The following is a 16942-nucleotide window of genomic DNA, read 5'->3' as shown; positions in this document are numbered from 1 at the left end:
TCATTTTCATCAAAAAACCAGTGCTACTATTTTCGTGACATAGATCCCTACTATAATAGATTATATAAAAATAACAGTCCAAGTTGATTATCTCTGGACTGTTACTTTGTATTACTTTTGTAAAATATCGTGATTTCATTCTATACAGGTTGCAAGAAACCACTGATTGCCCTGAGCATCTCTAATACCCGCTCCTCTTTCTCCATAAGGCTTATCCAATGGTTCTTCAATGATGGATGCCCCGGCATCCAAGCACTTACGAAAGGTCTCATCCACATTTCTTACATATAGATGAATAGCGAGCTGTACTGGTGAATATTTCTCATTAGCCTCGGAAACCTCGATGATCGAATCTCCTATTCTAAGTTCTGCATGTCTAATCTTGCCTTCATCATTCCGCAGCATATCATTAATTCTTGCATCAAAGCAGTTCACAACAAAATCAATCAATTGATCTGCACCAGCCACGATAAAATACGGAGTAACGTTAAGAAGACCATTTCTAATATAATGTGGTACCATTCGTAAACCTCCCCTTTAGACAGGCATAAACACCTTCGGCGTCCCTATCTATATGGACGCTAAGTGATTATACGAGGAATATAAGGATAAATTATAGCGTGGAACATATAAATTCTTATATTTTCGATAAAACCGGAGAAAAAGCCATAGCAGCGGATGTCCCCACTTTATGACTAATTCACCGGACTGTACCCGACTTATTTAAATACAGGTTCTTTAAACTGAGTTAATTTTGCTGCGGAATCTTTCTCTACATCTGCGTGCAGACTGTTACCATGGGCATCCATCGTTACAATAGCAGCGAAACCATCCACATCCAAATGCCACATTGCTTCAGGAATGCCAAATTCCATAAAATCAACAGCATTTACCTTCTTGATGCATTCCGCATAATACTGTGCAGCGCCACCAATCGCATTGAGATATACGCCTCCGTGCTCCTGAAGTGCTTTTAACGTTTTTGGACCCATTCCACCTTTTCCGATAACGGCACGAATTCCAAATTTTTTGATAATATCGCCTTGATAGGGCTCTTCACGGATACTAGTAGTCGGACCCGCTGCTTTAACATACCAGCCTTCCTCGTCCTTCATCATTACAGGACCACAGTGATAGATAACTGCACCGTTCAAATCCACCGGAGCCTCATGATCCATTAGATATTTATGAAGTGCGTCGCGGCCCGTATGCATTTCACCGGATAAAATCACTACATCCCCAACTCGTAAACTACGGATATCCTCTTCACTAATCGGTGTAGTCAGGTGGACTTCGCGAGATCCAGTAGCTGCATTGTCTTCACCTGCATCTGCCACTTCCGTTTCCGACGCCTGGTCCCGTCCATCATCAACCGAAATCCCTGTACCACTCTCGTACAACCAGTCCTCTATATTGCCTGTTGACGGATCAACCAGCACACCTTGGCGACGGAAAGCCCAACAGTTGTAGGCAACAGATACGAAAAAGCTGGCTGGCAAACGATTCATAACGCCGACCTTACAACCAAGCAGCGAAACTTCCCCACCAAAGCCCATCGTTCCAATACCCAACTTATTGGCATTCTCCATGATGTAGTCTTCCAGTTTGCTGAGATCCTCTATTGGATTAACATCCTCCACTTTGCGGAACAGCTGCTTCTTAGCCAGCTCATAGCCAGTTGTGCGGTCGCCGCCGATACCAACACCAATAAAACCAGCGCTACAGCCTTGCCCTTGTGCCTGATAAACAGCATGTAAAATACATTTACGAATTCCGTCCAGATCACGGCCTGCCTTGCCCAATCCTTCTAATTCTGCTGGAAGGCTGTATTGAATATTCTTATTCTCGCAGCCGCCACCCTTCAGAATCAGTCTGACATCTATTTTTTCCTCTTCCCATTGTTCAAAATGAATGACCGGTGTACCTGCTCCCAAATTATCTCCGCTGTTCTCACCTGTCAATGAATCTACAGAATTTGGGCGAAGCTTACCATTCTTGGTCGCCCGTACAATGGCGTTGTGAATATCTTTTTTCATCTCAATCTGATTTATTCCCACAGGTGTGTGAATGATAAATGTAGGCATTCCCGTATCCTGACAGATCGGTGATACTTGCTGCTCAGCCATTCCGATATTTTGAGCAATCGTAGTTAACGCAAGACCTGACCGGGTAGCTCTGTCCTCTAGTGCGCGACCCTTGGCGACCGCCCGGCGTACATCACCTGGCAAGTTCGTGGACGTTTCAACAATTAGATTATAAATGCTGTCTTCAAAATGCTGCATATTCATTCAAGCTCCTCTCAGCAGATCCAGATTATCAAAAGTCTGATACAATTAGTATAATAATATCATACCTAGCAGCTCATGAAAGGGGTTACTTTAAAATTGAACTACCATTTTTCCGCCTATTTATATCGGCTTCAATATATTCAGCGCTGGAGCCTAATGCGCAGCACCGCACCTGAGAACGTTGCTGAGCATTCTTTCCATGTAGCTCTGCTCACACATATGCTCTGTTCCATTGGTAATATTCATTATGGACGTTCATTAAACGCTGAAAGAGCAGCAACTATGGCCCTGTTCCATGATGCCAGCGAAGTGTTCACGGGTGACATTGCGACACCAGTGAAATACAATAATCCTCGGCTACTTACCAGCTTCCGCGAAATGGAAAGAATTGCTGCGGAACGCTTGACCGGTATGATTCCTCTTGAGCTTCAGGGCATTTACACGCAGCTCATGCAGCCAGAAGACAGTTCTCCCGATTCGGAGGACGTTCTCCTGCACAGCTACGTTAAGGCAGCCGATCGACTGGATGCTTACCTAAAGTGTGTCTGGGAGGTTGCTGCGGGCAACCGTGAATTCGCAGCGGCGAAAGAGCAGACAGGTGCGAAGCTACGCGGACTCGGCTTACAGGAAGTAGATTATTTCCTCACGCATATGGCTCCGAGCTTTGAAATGTCGCTCGATGAGCTGTCTGCTGGAAACTAAATCCCAAGATCAATACAAAAAGCTCTAATTCGGCTAACCCTGAATTAGAGCTTTTTATATAAGTATCTAGGTTTGGTTGGCTGAGCATCTACCCGTTTACGACCTCGCCACCGTTTACATGGATGACCTGTCCGGTCACATAACTCGAATCGTCGGAGGCTAGATATACATAAGCTGGGGCCAGCTCCTCCGGTTGTCCCGGTCGCTTCATAGGCTGCGTACCGCCGAACTCACTAACCTGTTTTGCATCAAAAGTAGATGGAATAAGCGGTGTCCAAATTGGACCCGGAGCAACGCCATTTACCCGAATGCCTTTCTCTGCCAGATTCGTAGATAAGGAACGCGTGAAGCTCAGAATGGCTCCTTTCGTTGACGAATAGTCCAGTAATTGTGGACTACCACGATAAGCGGTAATCGAAGTCGTATTAATGATAGCAGATCCTGCTTTTAGATGAGGCATAGCCGCTTTGGTCAAATAAAACATTGCAAAAATGTTCGTACGGAATGTTCGCTCTAGCTGCTCGGACGTAATATCCTCGATCTTAGCTTGTGGGTGTTGCTCCGCCGCGTTATTGATGAGAATATCCAGTTTCCCGAGGCCCTCTACCGTCTGTTTAATGAGATCTTTACAGAAGGTTTCCACACCAATATCTCCTGGAATCAGAATGCATTTGCGACCTTCCTGCTCCACCTGGCGTTTCGTTTCCTCTGCATCAGAGTGTTCATTCAGATATGATATAACTACATCGGCGCCTTCTTTTGCAAAAAGAACAGCCACTGCCCGTCCGATCCCGCTGTCTCCTCCAGTAATAAGTGCCGCCTTGCCCTGCAATTTACCTGCCGCCTTATAATTAGCCGGCTCATATTTGGGCAACGGCTTCATTTCGCTCTCAATTCCTGGTTGATGATGCTGTTCTTGCGGGGGTAAGGTTTTCGTAGCTTGCTTGTCGTTTGACATAATCCTAGCTCCTCTCGTTAAGTAATTGATAGTTAACTGATCGTCTTAGGATGGCTCAAGCGTATACGTTTATACGCCGGCTTTATCATTTTTTTTAAATTGCTGTATGAAAAGTTACTTACCACATGGCAGAGAGAATCAAACACCCTGAAGTTCATTTGAACGCAAATAAGGACTGTCCCCTAAGCCATGAAATGGCGATGTGGAACAGTCCTTATCGTAATTTAGCTTTGCTTCAGAAGAAGCAATTTTGCCTTAAGCTCTACAATTTTAGTTATAAGATCTCCCGCAATCAGATTCTTTTGATCGTCAGTTAGCTTGATATATCTGTCATACACCCAGTTTACAGCTGCCTCATCATTCAATACTAACAAATCTACAGCAGGAAGCTCGCCAATCTTAAAACCCACATTATTTGCTTTCTGTTGGTCGGTTAAGTTAGTCTTTCCCTGATAGTAACCCAACACCTTTAACTCCGAGTCATATAGAAGAACCATATATTCCTCTTCAAAATTCGGTTGAGTATAAAATGGTGATTCATCGTAATCAAAACTTTCATACGAATACTCAACAGCGCTATAACTTTTAGAAACCTCATTAAGATACGCTACCGTAGATGAAATATGTTCTACATTAAAATCCTTAGTAGGGTCCAACATATAGAAAGCTGTATTTGGGGTTGTAGTAAAGTACTTCACTTCAGGATGTTGCTGAACAAATGCACTAGCTATCGAGATGCTATTTTGAATGTATTGCGAATTGCTCGCTCCTGTAATGTTTACACCTTCACTATATTTAGTTACCATTGACATATCAAGAGTAGTATATTTCACATTAAGATCCAATTTTATTGTCTTATAGCCAATGGGTGCACCATTCTTATCAAATAAAATTATCGTCATGTAATCCTTTACATGCTCTGAGTAGATTGGAAAACTAATTAAGGGAGATACAGGGAAGCTCTCACGTTCTTTTTCCCAATCTAATGCTTCTTCAGGAACGGTAGTGAAATAATACTCTGCGTGATCAATTTTGCTAAATATTTCGTGTGATAATCCAGTCATCTTAATTGTAATAGTAGCTGCATTCGTGTATTTATATACAGCCTCCTGTACTAAAGTTATGCCGTTCACTTCGGGAACATTCACCGCAGGCGTTGGTGTTGGTGTTGGTGTTGGTGTTGGTGTTGGTGTTGGTGTGGTTGTTGGTGTTTCCCCGCCACTACTACCGCCTCCACCACCGCTCGAACCGCCAGCAGCCGCTCCTACAGTAGGTGTAACGGTGGGAGTAGGCATAGTGATGGAATCCTTCTGAGATCCCTCTAACAGATCGGGCTTTTTCTCAAACGAAGACCCTTTAGCCCCATCGTTCACTGTTGCAGATAATAGCTGACCTTGTCCAGTTACCTTTGTGAGTGCATCCAGAATAACCTTACTCACAGTAGTACCTTGGCCTAGATTAAGAATTGCTCCAGTCTGTACAAATATACTCTTGATTTGGGTTGCTCCTTCAGTTACAAGACGAACAACTCCGCCTTTTCTCTGAACGACTACTTGCTCTATGATAGAATTCTTGAAGTGTATAGAATCAACACCTCCACCCTTAACAAAGACTTTTCCTTTTACAGTTACATTATCTAGTGATACTTCACCTTCTCCAATGCCTTCATCCAAAAGCAAATCCCCGTATATAACAGCATTCTGAAGGTTAACCCCATAAGTACTCACTGTTACACTCTCATAACCCGTTAGGTGAGCAGGGTCTTTGCTGCCAAAAACTCCTGACTGCGTGATATGAAATCCACCACCCATTGGTGTATTCAAGGATTCCAATATAGCTACTGCTTCAGCCCGGGTCATAGCTTGCAATGGAGCAAAATTCCCGTTAGGATATCCTTTCATTGCTCCTAGATTCACCATTCCCGCTACCTTGCTCTCACTCCATGACGCTATCTGGTCCCGATCTTTGAATTGATCCAATACGACAGGGTCTGGATCTTCCAATTTCAGCAGCTTACTGATTATTACCGCAACCTCCTGGCGGGTAACAGGATCATTTGGGCGAACCTTATCGCCATAGCCCTTTATGTAACCTTGCGTAACTGCCTTGGAGAATTCCTCATACACCCAGCCGCTTGCAGGCAAATCAGTAAATTTCACTGGTTGAATCTTTGTGATCTCGAAGAAACGATTCACAAGGGCAGCAAATTCAGCTCTCGAAATGCTTTGATTAGGCTTTACCGATCCATCTTCAAATCCTTTTAACCAGCCCTTCTCTAACCAGCTTTCGATCTGCTGCTGCGCCCAGTGACCCTCATAGTCTTTAACCGAGCTATCTGCTGCTGCGGATACGGAACCCAACGAACTAAATACTAAACTGAGACCCAAGCTTACACTCACAATCCTTCTTAACTTCAGACCCATCCAAACTCCCCCGTAATCCCTCAGATAATAAAATAATTGTAATTTTAAACCAATCGCATAAACATTTTTATATTACTCTATTACTACGTAATTGAAAACGTTTTTTTCTCTAGGAAATAACTACTGTGATATTCTCAACACACAAAAAAACCCGCTCTCCTTTACGGAAGCGGGCTCATAGTGCTACAGATTAAATAATATCGTTAAATACCATGAAGAATACCATCAGCAGCAATGACACGGACAGTAGCGCACTAAGCGTACGCAATTTGCCTGTTTCTGCTTTGACATCACGGTTCTCACGAATTCCAGCAGCAGCAAGACGCAGAGGCTTGCTCATAATACCACCAAGCGCAAACATTGCTAGCAACAATACAACGATAATGATCATCCATGCTACAGAATAATCACCTTTGGTCATCATGTAACCACCTGTAAGTAGTTGAATCACTAAACCGTACTGTGCAAAGCGGTTAAATCCAGTAACTGCACTTAACGTACCTTCTTTTGCTGCAGGCGACAATTTTTCAGCACGACCGATGATGAAAGGCAGTACAAGGTAAAATCCTAGTGCCAGCGTCCCGATCATATGTAAGAAAAACAAAACGTTCCAATCCATATCATATCTCCTCCAATTTAACTGTGATAATAGTTACATATAATTATACCCATAATATTAGAATAAGAAAAGCAACTTAGGTGTCCATTCTTTGAAGTTGTTGATATAAAAAAAGAGAGCGCCCTTAAGCCATTTCACAGCCTTAAGGACCCTCCCCTTTCATCTGACACAATCTACACAGATAATATTGCTGTTACGTTACGTACGGACTCTGCGGACTTATCTAAAGCCGCTTTCTCCTCAGCCGTAAGCTCCAGTTCAAAGATCTTCTCAATCCCATTCGCACCAAGAAGAGCTGGAACGCCCAGAAACAGATTGTCATAACCATATTCGCCTTCAAGCAAGGCAATAACCGGAATGATCCGTTTCTTATCCTTCAAGATCGCTTCCGTCATCTGAACTAAAGAGGCTGCAGGAGCATAATACGCACTACCATTTCCTAAAAGGTCAACGATTTCCCCGCCACCCACACGTGTACGCTTCACAATCTCCTCGATACGATCCGCAGGAATCAATGTATCGATTGGAATGCCTCCGACACTAGAATAACGAACGAGCGGTACCATATCATTGCCGTGTCCGCCTATTACGAAACCACGTACATCTTCAACGGATACGTTCAGCTCTTGCGCAATAAAAGTGCAGTAACGCGCTGTATCCAGCACGCCGGATTGTCCAATTACGCGGTTTTTCGGAAAGCCTAACGCTTCAAATGCAGCATAAGTCATCGCATCTACCGGATTACTCAAAATAATTACGATGGATTCCGGTGCTACATCTCTTACGTTCTCGCATACCGACTTTACAATCCCTGCATTGATATTCACAAGATCGTCGCGGCTCATTCCAGGTTTACGGGCAATCCCTGCAGTGATTATTACAATATCAGAATCTACAGCATCTTCATAACTTGAGGTTCCTATAATATGACTGTCGAATCTCTGCACAGGACCTGCTTCTTGCATGTCAAGCGCCTTACCCTTGGTTGGGTTCTCCATTTGTGGAATATCGAGCAGCACAACGTCTCCAAGTTCCTTTTGAGCTAACATAAGAGCTGTAGTAGCGCCGGTAAAACCGGCACCTACCACTGTAATTTTATAACGCTTGATCGCCACAGATTCGCCTCCTAGAAATGATAAAGGTAAGGCTAATGTTATCTGGCTAATCTAACCTATAGGTGGTTAATAATTTCGTCTGCAAATGCGGAGCATTTCAGCTCAGTTGCACCTTCCATCAGACGGGCAAAGTCATAAGTCACGGTCTTATTGTTGATAGCAGTTTCCATACCTTTATAAATCAGGTCCGCTGCTTCCTGCCAGCCCAAGTGCTCCAAGAGCATTACGCCGGACAGAATAACAGAACCAGGATTCACAACGTCTTTGTCTGCATATTTAGGAGCTGTACCATGGGTAGCTTCAAAGATGGCGTGGCCAGTAATGTAGTTAATGTTCGCTCCAGGAGCGATGCCGATGCCGCCGATTTGTGCAGCCAGTGCGTCGGACAGGTAATCCCCGTTCAGGTTCAACGTAGCAATAACATCGAAATCAGTTGGACGAGTCAGAACTTGTTGCAGCGCGATATCCGCAATTGCATCCTTGATAATGATTTTGCCAGCAGCTTCAGCATCCTTCTGAGCAGCATTAGCGGCAGCCTCACCGTCACGTTCCTTAATCACATCATATTGACTCCACGTGAAGACCTTATCTCCGAACTCTTGCTCAGCTACTTCATAACCCCAGTTTTTGAAGGCACCTTCAGTGAACTTCATGATGTTTCCTTTGTGAACAAGCGTTACGCTCTTACGTCCGTGCTTGATCGCATATTCAATTGCAGCGCGCACCAAGCGCTTCGAACCTTCGGAGGATACCGGTTTGATACCAATACCAGAAGTTTCAGGGAAACGGATTTTGTTAACTCCCATTTCTTTTTGCAGGAATTCGATGACTTTCTTCACTTCAGCAGAGCCTTCTTGATATTCAATCCCTGCATAGATATCCTCTGTATTCTCACGGAAAATAACCATATCCACCAGCTCAGGACGTTTAACAGGAGAAGGAACACCTTGGAAATAACGAACTGGACGCAGACATACGTACAAATCCAATTCTTGACGCAAAGCTACATTCAATGAACGAATACCGCCTCCGATTGGAGTAGTAAGTGGTCCCTTGATCGCCACAAAATATTCGCGGATTGCTTCCAACGTATCATTTGGCAACCATTCACCATATGTATTGAAAGCTTTTTCGCCAGCAAATACTTCGTACCAAGCGATTTGCTTAGTGCCACCATAAGCTTTAGTTACTGCTGCATCAAGTACGCGCTTGGAAGCTTTCCAAATATCACGGCCTGTGCCGTCACCCTCGATAAAAGGAATGATTGGATTATTCGGAACTTGTAGTTTTCCTTCTTTAATCGTGATTTGTTCGCCTTCTGTAGGTAGATCGAATTTTTCTAGTTTCAACATTTGAGTGTATTCCTCCTAAAGTTTTGTGGGATTTAAATAGCATTGACAAGCATCCAAGCATAAACGCCTTCGGCGTCCTTATAAGGACGGTAAGTGTTTAAGCGAGAAATATAAGACATAAAGTATCGTGTGAAACTTATACTTTCTTATATTTGAACAAAACTCTCATCATCATTAAAATCAAAAATTTAAAACACTATTGCTAGGGTTCATTCTACTAAACTTTAGGAGCAGCCCGCAAGGCTGCTCTTCTATCTTTCGTCTACTGGAACGTATTTCTGTTCAACCATACCCGTGTATTCTGCACGTGGACGAATAATGCGGTTATCTGTATATTGCTCCAGAATATGCGCAGTCCAACCTGAAGTCCGGCTAATTGCAAAAATAGGAGTGAACAGTTCACGATCTATGCCTAGCTGTGTATAAACAGAAGCCGAATAGAAATCAACATTCGGTCTTAATCCCTTTTGCCCGGTAATCAATTGTTCAATATTTACAGACATGTCGTAAAGGGTGGTGTCATTTTTCATCGTGCCAAGCTCCAGCGACATTTTCATCAAATGTTTTGCACGTGGATCACCATTCTTATATACTCGATGACCGAAGCCCATGATTTTCTCACGGTTATCCAGTTTCTTACGGATAAACGGTTCAACCGCTTCCAAACTTCCGATCTCCTCTAGCATCTTCATAACTGCTTCATTCGCCCCACCGTGAAGCGGGCCTTTGAGCGCACCAATAGCGGAGGTGACCCCAGAATAAATATCGGATAATGTCGCAACTGTAACCCGGCCAGCAAAAGTTGAAGCATTCAGCTCATGGTCCGCATGAAGAACAAGTGCGGTATCAAGTGCTTTGACAGATACGCTGTCCGGCTCTTTTCCCCACAGCATATACAGGAAGTTCTCAGCAATAGAAACGCCTTCTTTCGGAGCCACTGGTTCAAGCCCCTTGCGAATACGCGACAGTGCCGCCACAATTGTTGGGAGTTGTGCCTGCAGTTTTACCGCCTTAATCTCGTTCGCTTCTCTGCTCATATCGTCAGCCGCTTCATCATAGAGAGCAAGGCTTGATACAGCCGACCGCAATGCTGCCATGGTGTTGGCGTCTTTTGGATAGAGCTTCATTTGCTCGATTACCTGTTCAGGAATCTGTGCGAAGGCACTAAGATCCCGCTTGAGCGCTTCCAGCTCTGGCACCGTCGGCAGACTGCCGAACCATAACAAATAAGCTGTTTCTTCGAAGGTAGCATGTTCTGCAAGTTCATCAATATCATAACCGCGGTAAGTGAGTACACCATCCACAATAGAACTAATGGATGAAGTTGTTGCAACGATACCTTCCAAGCCTTTGGTAGCTGTCATAGCATATCTCTCCTTTGCCAACAAGGTATAAAAACAATCTTAGTTCCATGAAAACATTTCCAATTCAAAGCATTAAAAAATCTAATAAGTGCGTGTAAGAACATTTCCGTCAGGAATGCTGTATGACCAACATGCTTCGTATCTTTATTCATCATACTGGATTTTGTCGGTTATGTGAACAATGTGGAAGCTTTGGAGCGCATCAAATGATTTTATCAGAGAGATAGAAAAAAACTTCTAATCCTCTGATTCAATTTTTTCATTTCAGTTTAGAGATTCCGGCCCATTCTAATATTTATCCCGCATTCTAGTCTTTAAATCGATCCTATGAATATATATGAAGACGAGCTCTTATTCCCCTGTCTATGCAGGAATGAAGAAGGTGTGGTCTCGGTATGGATCGTTTGGTATTAAAAAGACTGCTGCGCGGCCTGTGGGTCGTTCTGGCAACTTCCATCCTCCTGCTCGCAATCTATTTATTACTTCCGCTGTTATACCCCCTGTTGCTCGCTTGGCTGCTCGCATATATCATGCATCCATTAGTACTTATTCTTAAAGGCTTTAAATTACCCAGCTGGCTTGCGGTATCACTTGCACTGCTATTTTATATAGGCGGAATCACACTAGTCTTAACCGCGATGATTACAAGACTCGTAAAAGAATTAATCGTCTTGCTGCAAACCTTTAATCTCCACACCGACCAATGGAAGGATCTTCTGATGTCCTTAAGCCAGAATGCAAGCATTCAGAACATCATCAACCAGATTAATCAATTCTACCGAGATAATCCTGACTATCATGCTACGATTGACAGCAATATCAGCAGAACAACGGAAACTGTAGGTTACGCAGTCACCCAAGTGGTCACGGGATTTTTTAATGTAATATTGAAACTGATCTCCGCACTTCCTAGTATGGGTACGATTCTTATCGTGGTTGTCCTTGCTGCCTTTTTCATTAGTACGAGTTGGGAGCGTCATAATGATAAACTTACAGGCTGGCTGCCGACAGTATTCCTAAAGCCTGTGTCAGATATCTGGAGAGATTTACGCAGGGCGCTCTTCGGTTATCTTCGCGCACAGGTCATCCTGATCTCCATCACAGCGATCATTGTAGTAATCGGGCTGTTGCTGCTGGGTGTGAAGTCTGCATTTGCTATCGGCTTAATGATTGGCTTTGTGGATCTATTGCCTTATCTCGGTGTGGGAATTGTGATGCTGCCTTGGGCGTTATATTCTTATATGACGGACAATTTGGCACTAGGGATAGGACTATCCATACTTTACGCTGTTATTCTTATTACCCGGCAGGTGCTTGAGCCGAAAGTGCTCGCCAGCAGCATCGGACTCGATCCCCTTGCCATGTTGATTGGCATGTTCGCCGGTCTGCAGTTGTTCGGTATGCTAGGGCTGATCATCGGACCCGTTGTCCTAGTAGTCCTTGTTGCCTTTAACCGAGCGGGCGTATTCCGAGCTTTGCACAGCTACATTGTTAGCGGCAGATTAAGATAGGAACCGATAATCATCAATTCGTAAAATAGCAAACAGAGCGGTCCCTTCAGCAATGACAGGGGTCCGCTCTGTTATTGTTGTAAAAAGTATACTAACGACGGTAAAAGGTGAAGGTGCCATTCTTCATCTTCTTCTCAATCCACTTCAGCAAAAATATACGGTACAAAGGCCGAGTTAATGGAAATACTAACGTGAAACCGACAATATCGGTTACGAAACCCGGCAATATCAGTAGCAATCCTCCGAAAAAAATACATAAACCATCCAGCATCGTCCGACCAGGAACGCGGCCCTCCTGCATATGTGTTCTGCTGTCCTGCAGCACTTTCTTACCTTCAAATCGCATCATTAGTAGACCGATTACTGAAGTGGTCAGCATAAGCAGCAACGTTTTAAATGCTCCAAGTTGATCTGCTACGTAGATAAAACCGAATAATTCCACAGCAGGAATAATAAATAGTCCAGCCCATAACCATTTGCTTCTAATCATACTGAACCCCCTTCTTCCCGCAGCGCCTCTTTTATTGCGTGAAAGAGCTCTGGAAGGGCTCTATCCAGCCTAGCAGGCCTCCATTCCTGGTTCACCCAAACATGACTTGTCGTGCCGGTAACCAGCAGCTCCCCAGGTGGATCCATCGACCGCAACTCCCCTAGAGTAGCCAATAAATCTTCTGAATTTCCACCTTCTTCTTCCGAAAGCCTCCGCACTTGATACTCAAATACGACTCGTAACGCTGAGAAGGTAGTCATTCGCGCATACACGGAGATAAGATCATCATATCGCGCCGGACTTTTAAATTGCAAATCTGCTGAGGTGACAGGAAGTAAGACGCCTTGTTTCTCAAGTTCGCGATAAGTAAAACCAACCTGACGAAACATCTCCGTACGACCAGACTCAAACCAGTTCAAATAATTCGCATGATACACGACACCCATCTGATCACTTTCCTGATAGCGAACACGCAGGGTCGACTTATACCATCGGCTGGGCAAGCCAGCTCGTTCTAATTCCATCTATAAATACTCCTTTCAGCATAGCAGCAAGGAAGCGTTAAGCCTGGGCCCCGCCTGAAGATAGCGTCGTCGATAATTTGCGCCGAGAGCTTCTGGCAACATAGAACAGCAGCATTGCTCCTGCGATAGAGCTCAACATACAAGACAGATTCATTACTTCTACCCCGCCTTGATTGAGCAAGAATCCATTCAGTAAATTACCGACAATGCCAGAAAAACCTGCAAACACCATATTAAATACACTTTGGCCAGTGGCCTGCATCTCGTTAGACGTGATCTGAGATACATATTCGACTGCAGCAATATAAAAGAACCCAAATGAAAGACCATGCAGCACTTGCACTCCGATCATTACCGATGGATAAGGAAAGGCAACCTGAATACCCCACCGCAAAACATAAATAAGAGCCCCAAGGAGCAAGGTCCGCTCACGACCCAACCTCTTAATCACCTTAGAAGCAAACAGCATGGAAGGCACATTCGTCACCGATGCGAGAAAGAGCGCAATCCCTGCATAGCGTGTAGACCCTCCAACCGATTGAAAAGCAATTACAAAGTATGTACCAAAAGCAGCCATCGTCTGGTTCACAAGAAAGCTGCCACCCAAAAACGCAAGGAAGACCCGATTTCCCAGCAGTTGTCTTACCCCCTGAGTAAACGATTGCCTCATCATATGATTCTCTTCCGCCTGCTTCGGCAATGTAAACGCAATAAGGACTGCAATCAGATTAAAAAAGAGAAAAGGTAGCCATATCGTGGATACAGAGAAGGTAGATGCGTACACCCCTCCTGCATAAGCTCCCAGAGCCGCTCCAATGCTCATCATAAGCCGGATGCTACCGTAAGTGGCTCCAGCTCTATTCGCCGCCGAGATCGCGTAAGAATCGGCTATAGGAGCCTGTGTAGAGGAGAAGATCGTTGAGCACGTATACACCAGAAGAAGTACAATGAAATATTCCGAACGATAAAAGACAGCTAGTAAGGCCGGAACCGCCACACTTAGGATTAGTACTAAACGCGTCTGATTATACCGATCAGAGATAATCCCCCACATCGGCTGAATGGTGATTGCAACTAGTGTGCCTGTTGCCATTAGTATACCTATCTGTCCACTATTAAGTCCATTATGGACCAGCAGCAGCGAAAGATAAGAGCCAAATGAACCGCCGGCCAATCCTAAAAATAGATAAAAGCCGCGCAGCTTCGATAATTTTTCCATTTGTACTATGAGTCCTCCAACTTTATATTTTTATATTTTAACAGAACACCCGTACTTCATATGTAATCATCGCATTTAATATAGCAGTACTATAAAGGCGGTGGACAAGTTGAGCATAAAATATAACTCTCTCATGGTAAATCATCCTTGTCTAACAGACAAATCTAATGCGAGCAATAGACAAAGCTCTGCCTTTGGCTGGTCATCTAAGAACTGGAGTGGCTACACTGTTACTGGTAGAAAAGGCGCTTTCAATCGCATTTCCGGTGAATGGACCGTCCCATACGTAAGACCAACCCACAAATCCACCTATTCCTCCGCATGGATTGGCATCGACGGCTTCAAGAACAGCAACCTTATTCAGACGGGAACAGGTCATGAATTCGTAAATGGGATTGCCCGTTATTACGCCTGGTGGGAAATACTACCCGACGTCGAGACCGTAATCCCTTTTCCAGTATACCCCGGAGATCATATGAAGGGTACTATCACAAAAATAAGCCACACGAAGTGGTCTATCACACTCCGGAATTTAAGCCGAAATTGGACCTTCCGAACGCTTCAGCGATATACTGGTCCGCAGACCTCCGGCGAATGGATTATGGAGGCTCCTGAGGTCGATGGTTCCATCGCAAAGCTGGCCCGCGTGGGCACTACCTGCTTCAACTGCTGCCGAATCAATGGAAAACGACCTAGGTTAACTCTTTCTAATGGAGGGATCATGGTCCAGAATAACACCACCGTTGCGGTTCCTTCCAGTCCAAGCCCTCGAGGGGACTCTTTTAGCGTCAAACGTATATACTAACAGCATAAATGGATTCAGCAAAAAAAAAGAGCTGTCTCATTTGTAGATTTTCACTACATCTGAGACAGCTCTTATATTTTGCGTAAAATCTACGAATCAGGCAAAGCACAGTCGAGTACTACTCGATTGTGCTTACTTTTACCAAGTTAGTGGAACCGGAACGTCCAAGTGGAATTCCTGCAGTAATCACAACTAGGTCGCCAGCTTGAACCAGACCGGAATCCTTACCACCTTGGATTGCTGTTTCAAGCAATTCATCTGTGGAAGTAGCTACTTTACCGAATACTGGCGTTACGCCCCAAACGAGGGACAATTGACGCATAGTTCTTTCTTGTGTCGTAACAGCAATGATTGGTGCTTTAGGACGGTATTTGGAAACAACGCGTGCAGTATGACCTGTAACAGTCGAAGAAAGAATAGCCTTAGCGTTCAGATCCAAAGCGGAAATTGCAACGGATTGGCTGATAGCTTCTGTAACTGTAGTTTCTTGTAAAGTTTGTTGTTTCGAGAAAATTTCACGGTGATCCAGAGCGGACTCCGCTTTCTCAGCAATACGGGACATTGTAAGAACGGATTCTACTGGATATTTACCAGCAGCAGTTTCTCCGGAAAGCATGATTGCATCTGTTCCGTCGAAAATAGCGTTTGCTACGTCACTTGCTTCAGCGCGAGTAGGACGTGGGTTACGTTGCATTGAATCCAGCATTTGTGTAGCTGTGATTACTGGTTTGCCAGCAACGTTACATTTTTGAATCATCAATTTTTGAGCCAAAGGTACATCTTCAGCTGGAATTTCAACACCAAGGTCACCACGAGCAACCATCAGGCCATCGGAAGCTTCTAAAATTTCATCAAGGTTGTCAACACCTTGTTGGTTTTCGATTTTGGAAATGATTTGAATGTGAGAAGCGTTGTTTTTCGAAAGCAGCTCACGAATTTCCTGAACGTCGCTAGCTTTGCGAACGAAGGAAGCGGCGATAAAATCGATGTCCTGTTCGATACCAAAAAGAATATCGTTGGTGTCTTTTTCCGTAATACCCGGCAAGGAGATGTTTACTCCTGGTACGTTAACGCCCTTCTTGCTCTTGATCGTACCACCGTTTACAATACGGGTCTTGATTTCAGTTCCTTGAATGTCGACAACTGTCAAACCAATCAGACCGTCATCAATAAGGATGGTGGAGCCTACTTGAACATCATTAGGAAGCTCGCTGTACGTGATGGAAATACGTTCTTGGGTGCCAAGGATTTCTTCCGTAGTTAGTGTCAGGTACTCGTCCTGAACTAGTTCAATCGGTTCTACTTCCAACTTGCCTGTGCGAATCTCCGGTCCTTTTGTATCGAGCAGGATAGCAACAGTTTTGTTCAGTTCCTTAGATGCTTGACGGATCGTTTTAATCCGAGCACCATGCTCTTCAAAATCGCCGTGGGAGAAATTCAAACGGGCCACATTCATACCAGCCAAAATCAATTTTTTGATATTCTCCAACGATTCACTCGCAGGTCCGATCGTACATACAATTTTACTTTTCCGCATTAGGTTTTCCTCCGTTTTTTCGTTCTCTCTGTCTC

Annotated in this window: 15 protein-coding genes; 3 read left to right on the top strand and 12 right to left on the bottom strand. The window is 44.2% G+C overall.

Annotated elements, in window-relative coordinates:
- Nucleotides 1-135: 135 nt before the first annotated feature.
- The gene (locus tag NYE25_RS30305; RefSeq protein ID WP_339269977.1) at nucleotides 136-522 is read right to left on the bottom strand and encodes a VOC family protein; all 387 of its coding nucleotides are present in this window, start codon (nucleotides 520-522) and stop codon (nucleotides 136-138) included.
- Nucleotides 523-719: 197 nt separating this feature from the next.
- Nucleotides 720-2282 (bottom strand): fumarate hydratase, encoded by a 1563-nt coding sequence (locus NYE25_RS30300; RefSeq protein ID WP_341147809.1) that lies wholly within the window; start codon nucleotides 2280-2282, stop codon nucleotides 720-722.
- Nucleotides 2283-2384: 102 nt separating this feature from the next.
- On the opposite strand from NYE25_RS30300, the gene yfbR reads away from it, so the two are divergent.
- A complete protein-coding gene (gene yfbR / locus NYE25_RS30295) occupies nucleotides 2385-2990 on the top strand; it encodes a 5'-deoxynucleotidase (protein ID WP_341147604.1) in 606 nt (201 codons plus the stop codon).
- Between the two features lie 88 nt (nucleotides 2991-3078).
- Here the strand turns inward: yfbR and NYE25_RS30290 are convergent, their stop codons facing one another.
- The 6 genes from NYE25_RS30290 to NYE25_RS30265 all read right to left on the bottom strand — a co-directional run bounded on the left by NYE25_RS30290 (nucleotide 3079) and on the right by NYE25_RS30265 (nucleotide 10821).
- Nucleotides 3079-3948 carry an SDR family oxidoreductase gene (locus NYE25_RS30290; RefSeq protein WP_042186532.1) on the bottom strand — a complete coding sequence of 290 codons (870 nt, stop codon included), beginning with the start codon at nucleotides 3946-3948 and terminating at the stop codon, nucleotides 3079-3081.
- Nucleotides 3949-4172: 224 nt separating this feature from the next.
- Nucleotides 4173-6371, bottom strand: coding sequence for an S-layer homology domain-containing protein (locus NYE25_RS30285; RefSeq protein ID WP_341147603.1), 2199 nt, complete (start codon nucleotides 6369-6371; stop codon nucleotides 4173-4175).
- Between the two features lie 190 nt (nucleotides 6372-6561).
- Nucleotides 6562-6990 carry a hypothetical protein gene (locus NYE25_RS30280; protein ID WP_042125989.1) on the bottom strand — a complete coding sequence of 143 codons (429 nt, stop codon included), beginning with the start codon at nucleotides 6988-6990 and terminating at the stop codon, nucleotides 6562-6564.
- A 173-nt stretch (nucleotides 6991-7163) separates the two neighbouring features.
- A complete protein-coding gene (gene mdh / locus NYE25_RS30275) occupies nucleotides 7164-8105 on the bottom strand; it encodes a malate dehydrogenase (protein ID WP_341061637.1) in 942 nt (313 codons plus the stop codon).
- A 56-nt stretch (nucleotides 8106-8161) separates the two neighbouring features.
- Nucleotides 8162-9457, bottom strand: a complete 1296-nt coding sequence (gene icd / locus NYE25_RS30270) for an NADP-dependent isocitrate dehydrogenase (RefSeq protein WP_042125986.1) — start codon at nucleotides 9455-9457, stop codon at nucleotides 8162-8164.
- Nucleotides 9458-9708: 251 nt separating this feature from the next.
- Nucleotides 9709-10821, bottom strand: a complete 1113-nt coding sequence (locus tag NYE25_RS30265) for a citrate/2-methylcitrate synthase (protein WP_042186527.1) — start codon at nucleotides 10819-10821, stop codon at nucleotides 9709-9711.
- A gap of 395 nt (nucleotides 10822-11216) precedes the next feature.
- Here NYE25_RS30265 and ytvI point away from each other — a divergent pair, with 395 nt between their 5' ends.
- Nucleotides 11217-12332 carry a sporulation integral membrane protein YtvI gene (gene ytvI, locus NYE25_RS30260; protein WP_076283318.1) on the top strand — a complete coding sequence of 372 codons (1116 nt, stop codon included), beginning with the start codon at nucleotides 11217-11219 and terminating at the stop codon, nucleotides 12330-12332.
- A gap of 91 nt (nucleotides 12333-12423) precedes the next feature.
- On the opposite strand, the gene NYE25_RS30255 is transcribed toward ytvI, so the two are convergent.
- From NYE25_RS30255 to NYE25_RS30245, 3 genes are read right to left on the bottom strand one after another with little or no spacing between them, the layout of a single operon-like run.
- Nucleotides 12424-12822, bottom strand: a complete 399-nt coding sequence (locus NYE25_RS30255; protein WP_042186523.1) for an FxsA family protein — start codon at nucleotides 12820-12822, stop codon at nucleotides 12424-12426.
- Entirely contained in the window at nucleotides 12819-13346 is a 528-nt protein-coding gene (locus NYE25_RS30250) for an acyl-CoA thioesterase (RefSeq protein ID WP_042186522.1), read from the bottom strand. The genes NYE25_RS30255 and NYE25_RS30250 overlap by 4 nt, the downstream gene beginning before the upstream one ends.
- Before the next feature lie 37 nt (nucleotides 13347-13383).
- Nucleotides 13384-14565, bottom strand: a complete 1182-nt coding sequence (locus NYE25_RS30245) for an MFS transporter (protein WP_341147602.1) — start codon at nucleotides 14563-14565, stop codon at nucleotides 13384-13386.
- Nucleotides 14566-14674: 109 nt separating this feature from the next.
- On the opposite strand from NYE25_RS30245, the gene NYE25_RS30240 reads away from it, so the two are divergent.
- Nucleotides 14675-15370 carry a G1 family glutamic endopeptidase gene (locus tag NYE25_RS30240; RefSeq protein ID WP_341147601.1) on the top strand — a complete coding sequence of 232 codons (696 nt, stop codon included), beginning with the start codon at nucleotides 14675-14677 and terminating at the stop codon, nucleotides 15368-15370.
- 118 nt (nucleotides 15371-15488) lie between these two features.
- Here NYE25_RS30240 and pyk read toward each other — a convergent pair whose 3' ends face one another.
- A complete protein-coding gene (gene pyk / locus NYE25_RS30235; RefSeq protein ID WP_042186514.1) occupies nucleotides 15489-16907 on the bottom strand; it encodes a pyruvate kinase in 1419 nt (472 codons plus the stop codon).
- Nucleotides 16908-16942: the final 35 nt, after the last annotated feature.

The sequence above is a fragment of the Paenibacillus sp. FSL E2-8871 genome, assembly GCF_038000345.1.
Lineage (GTDB): Bacteria > Bacillota > Bacilli > Paenibacillales > Paenibacillaceae > Paenibacillus_AQ.
The sequence above is the reverse complement of the archived record's forward strand: the minus strand, read 5'-3'. Positions and strand labels throughout refer to the sequence as shown.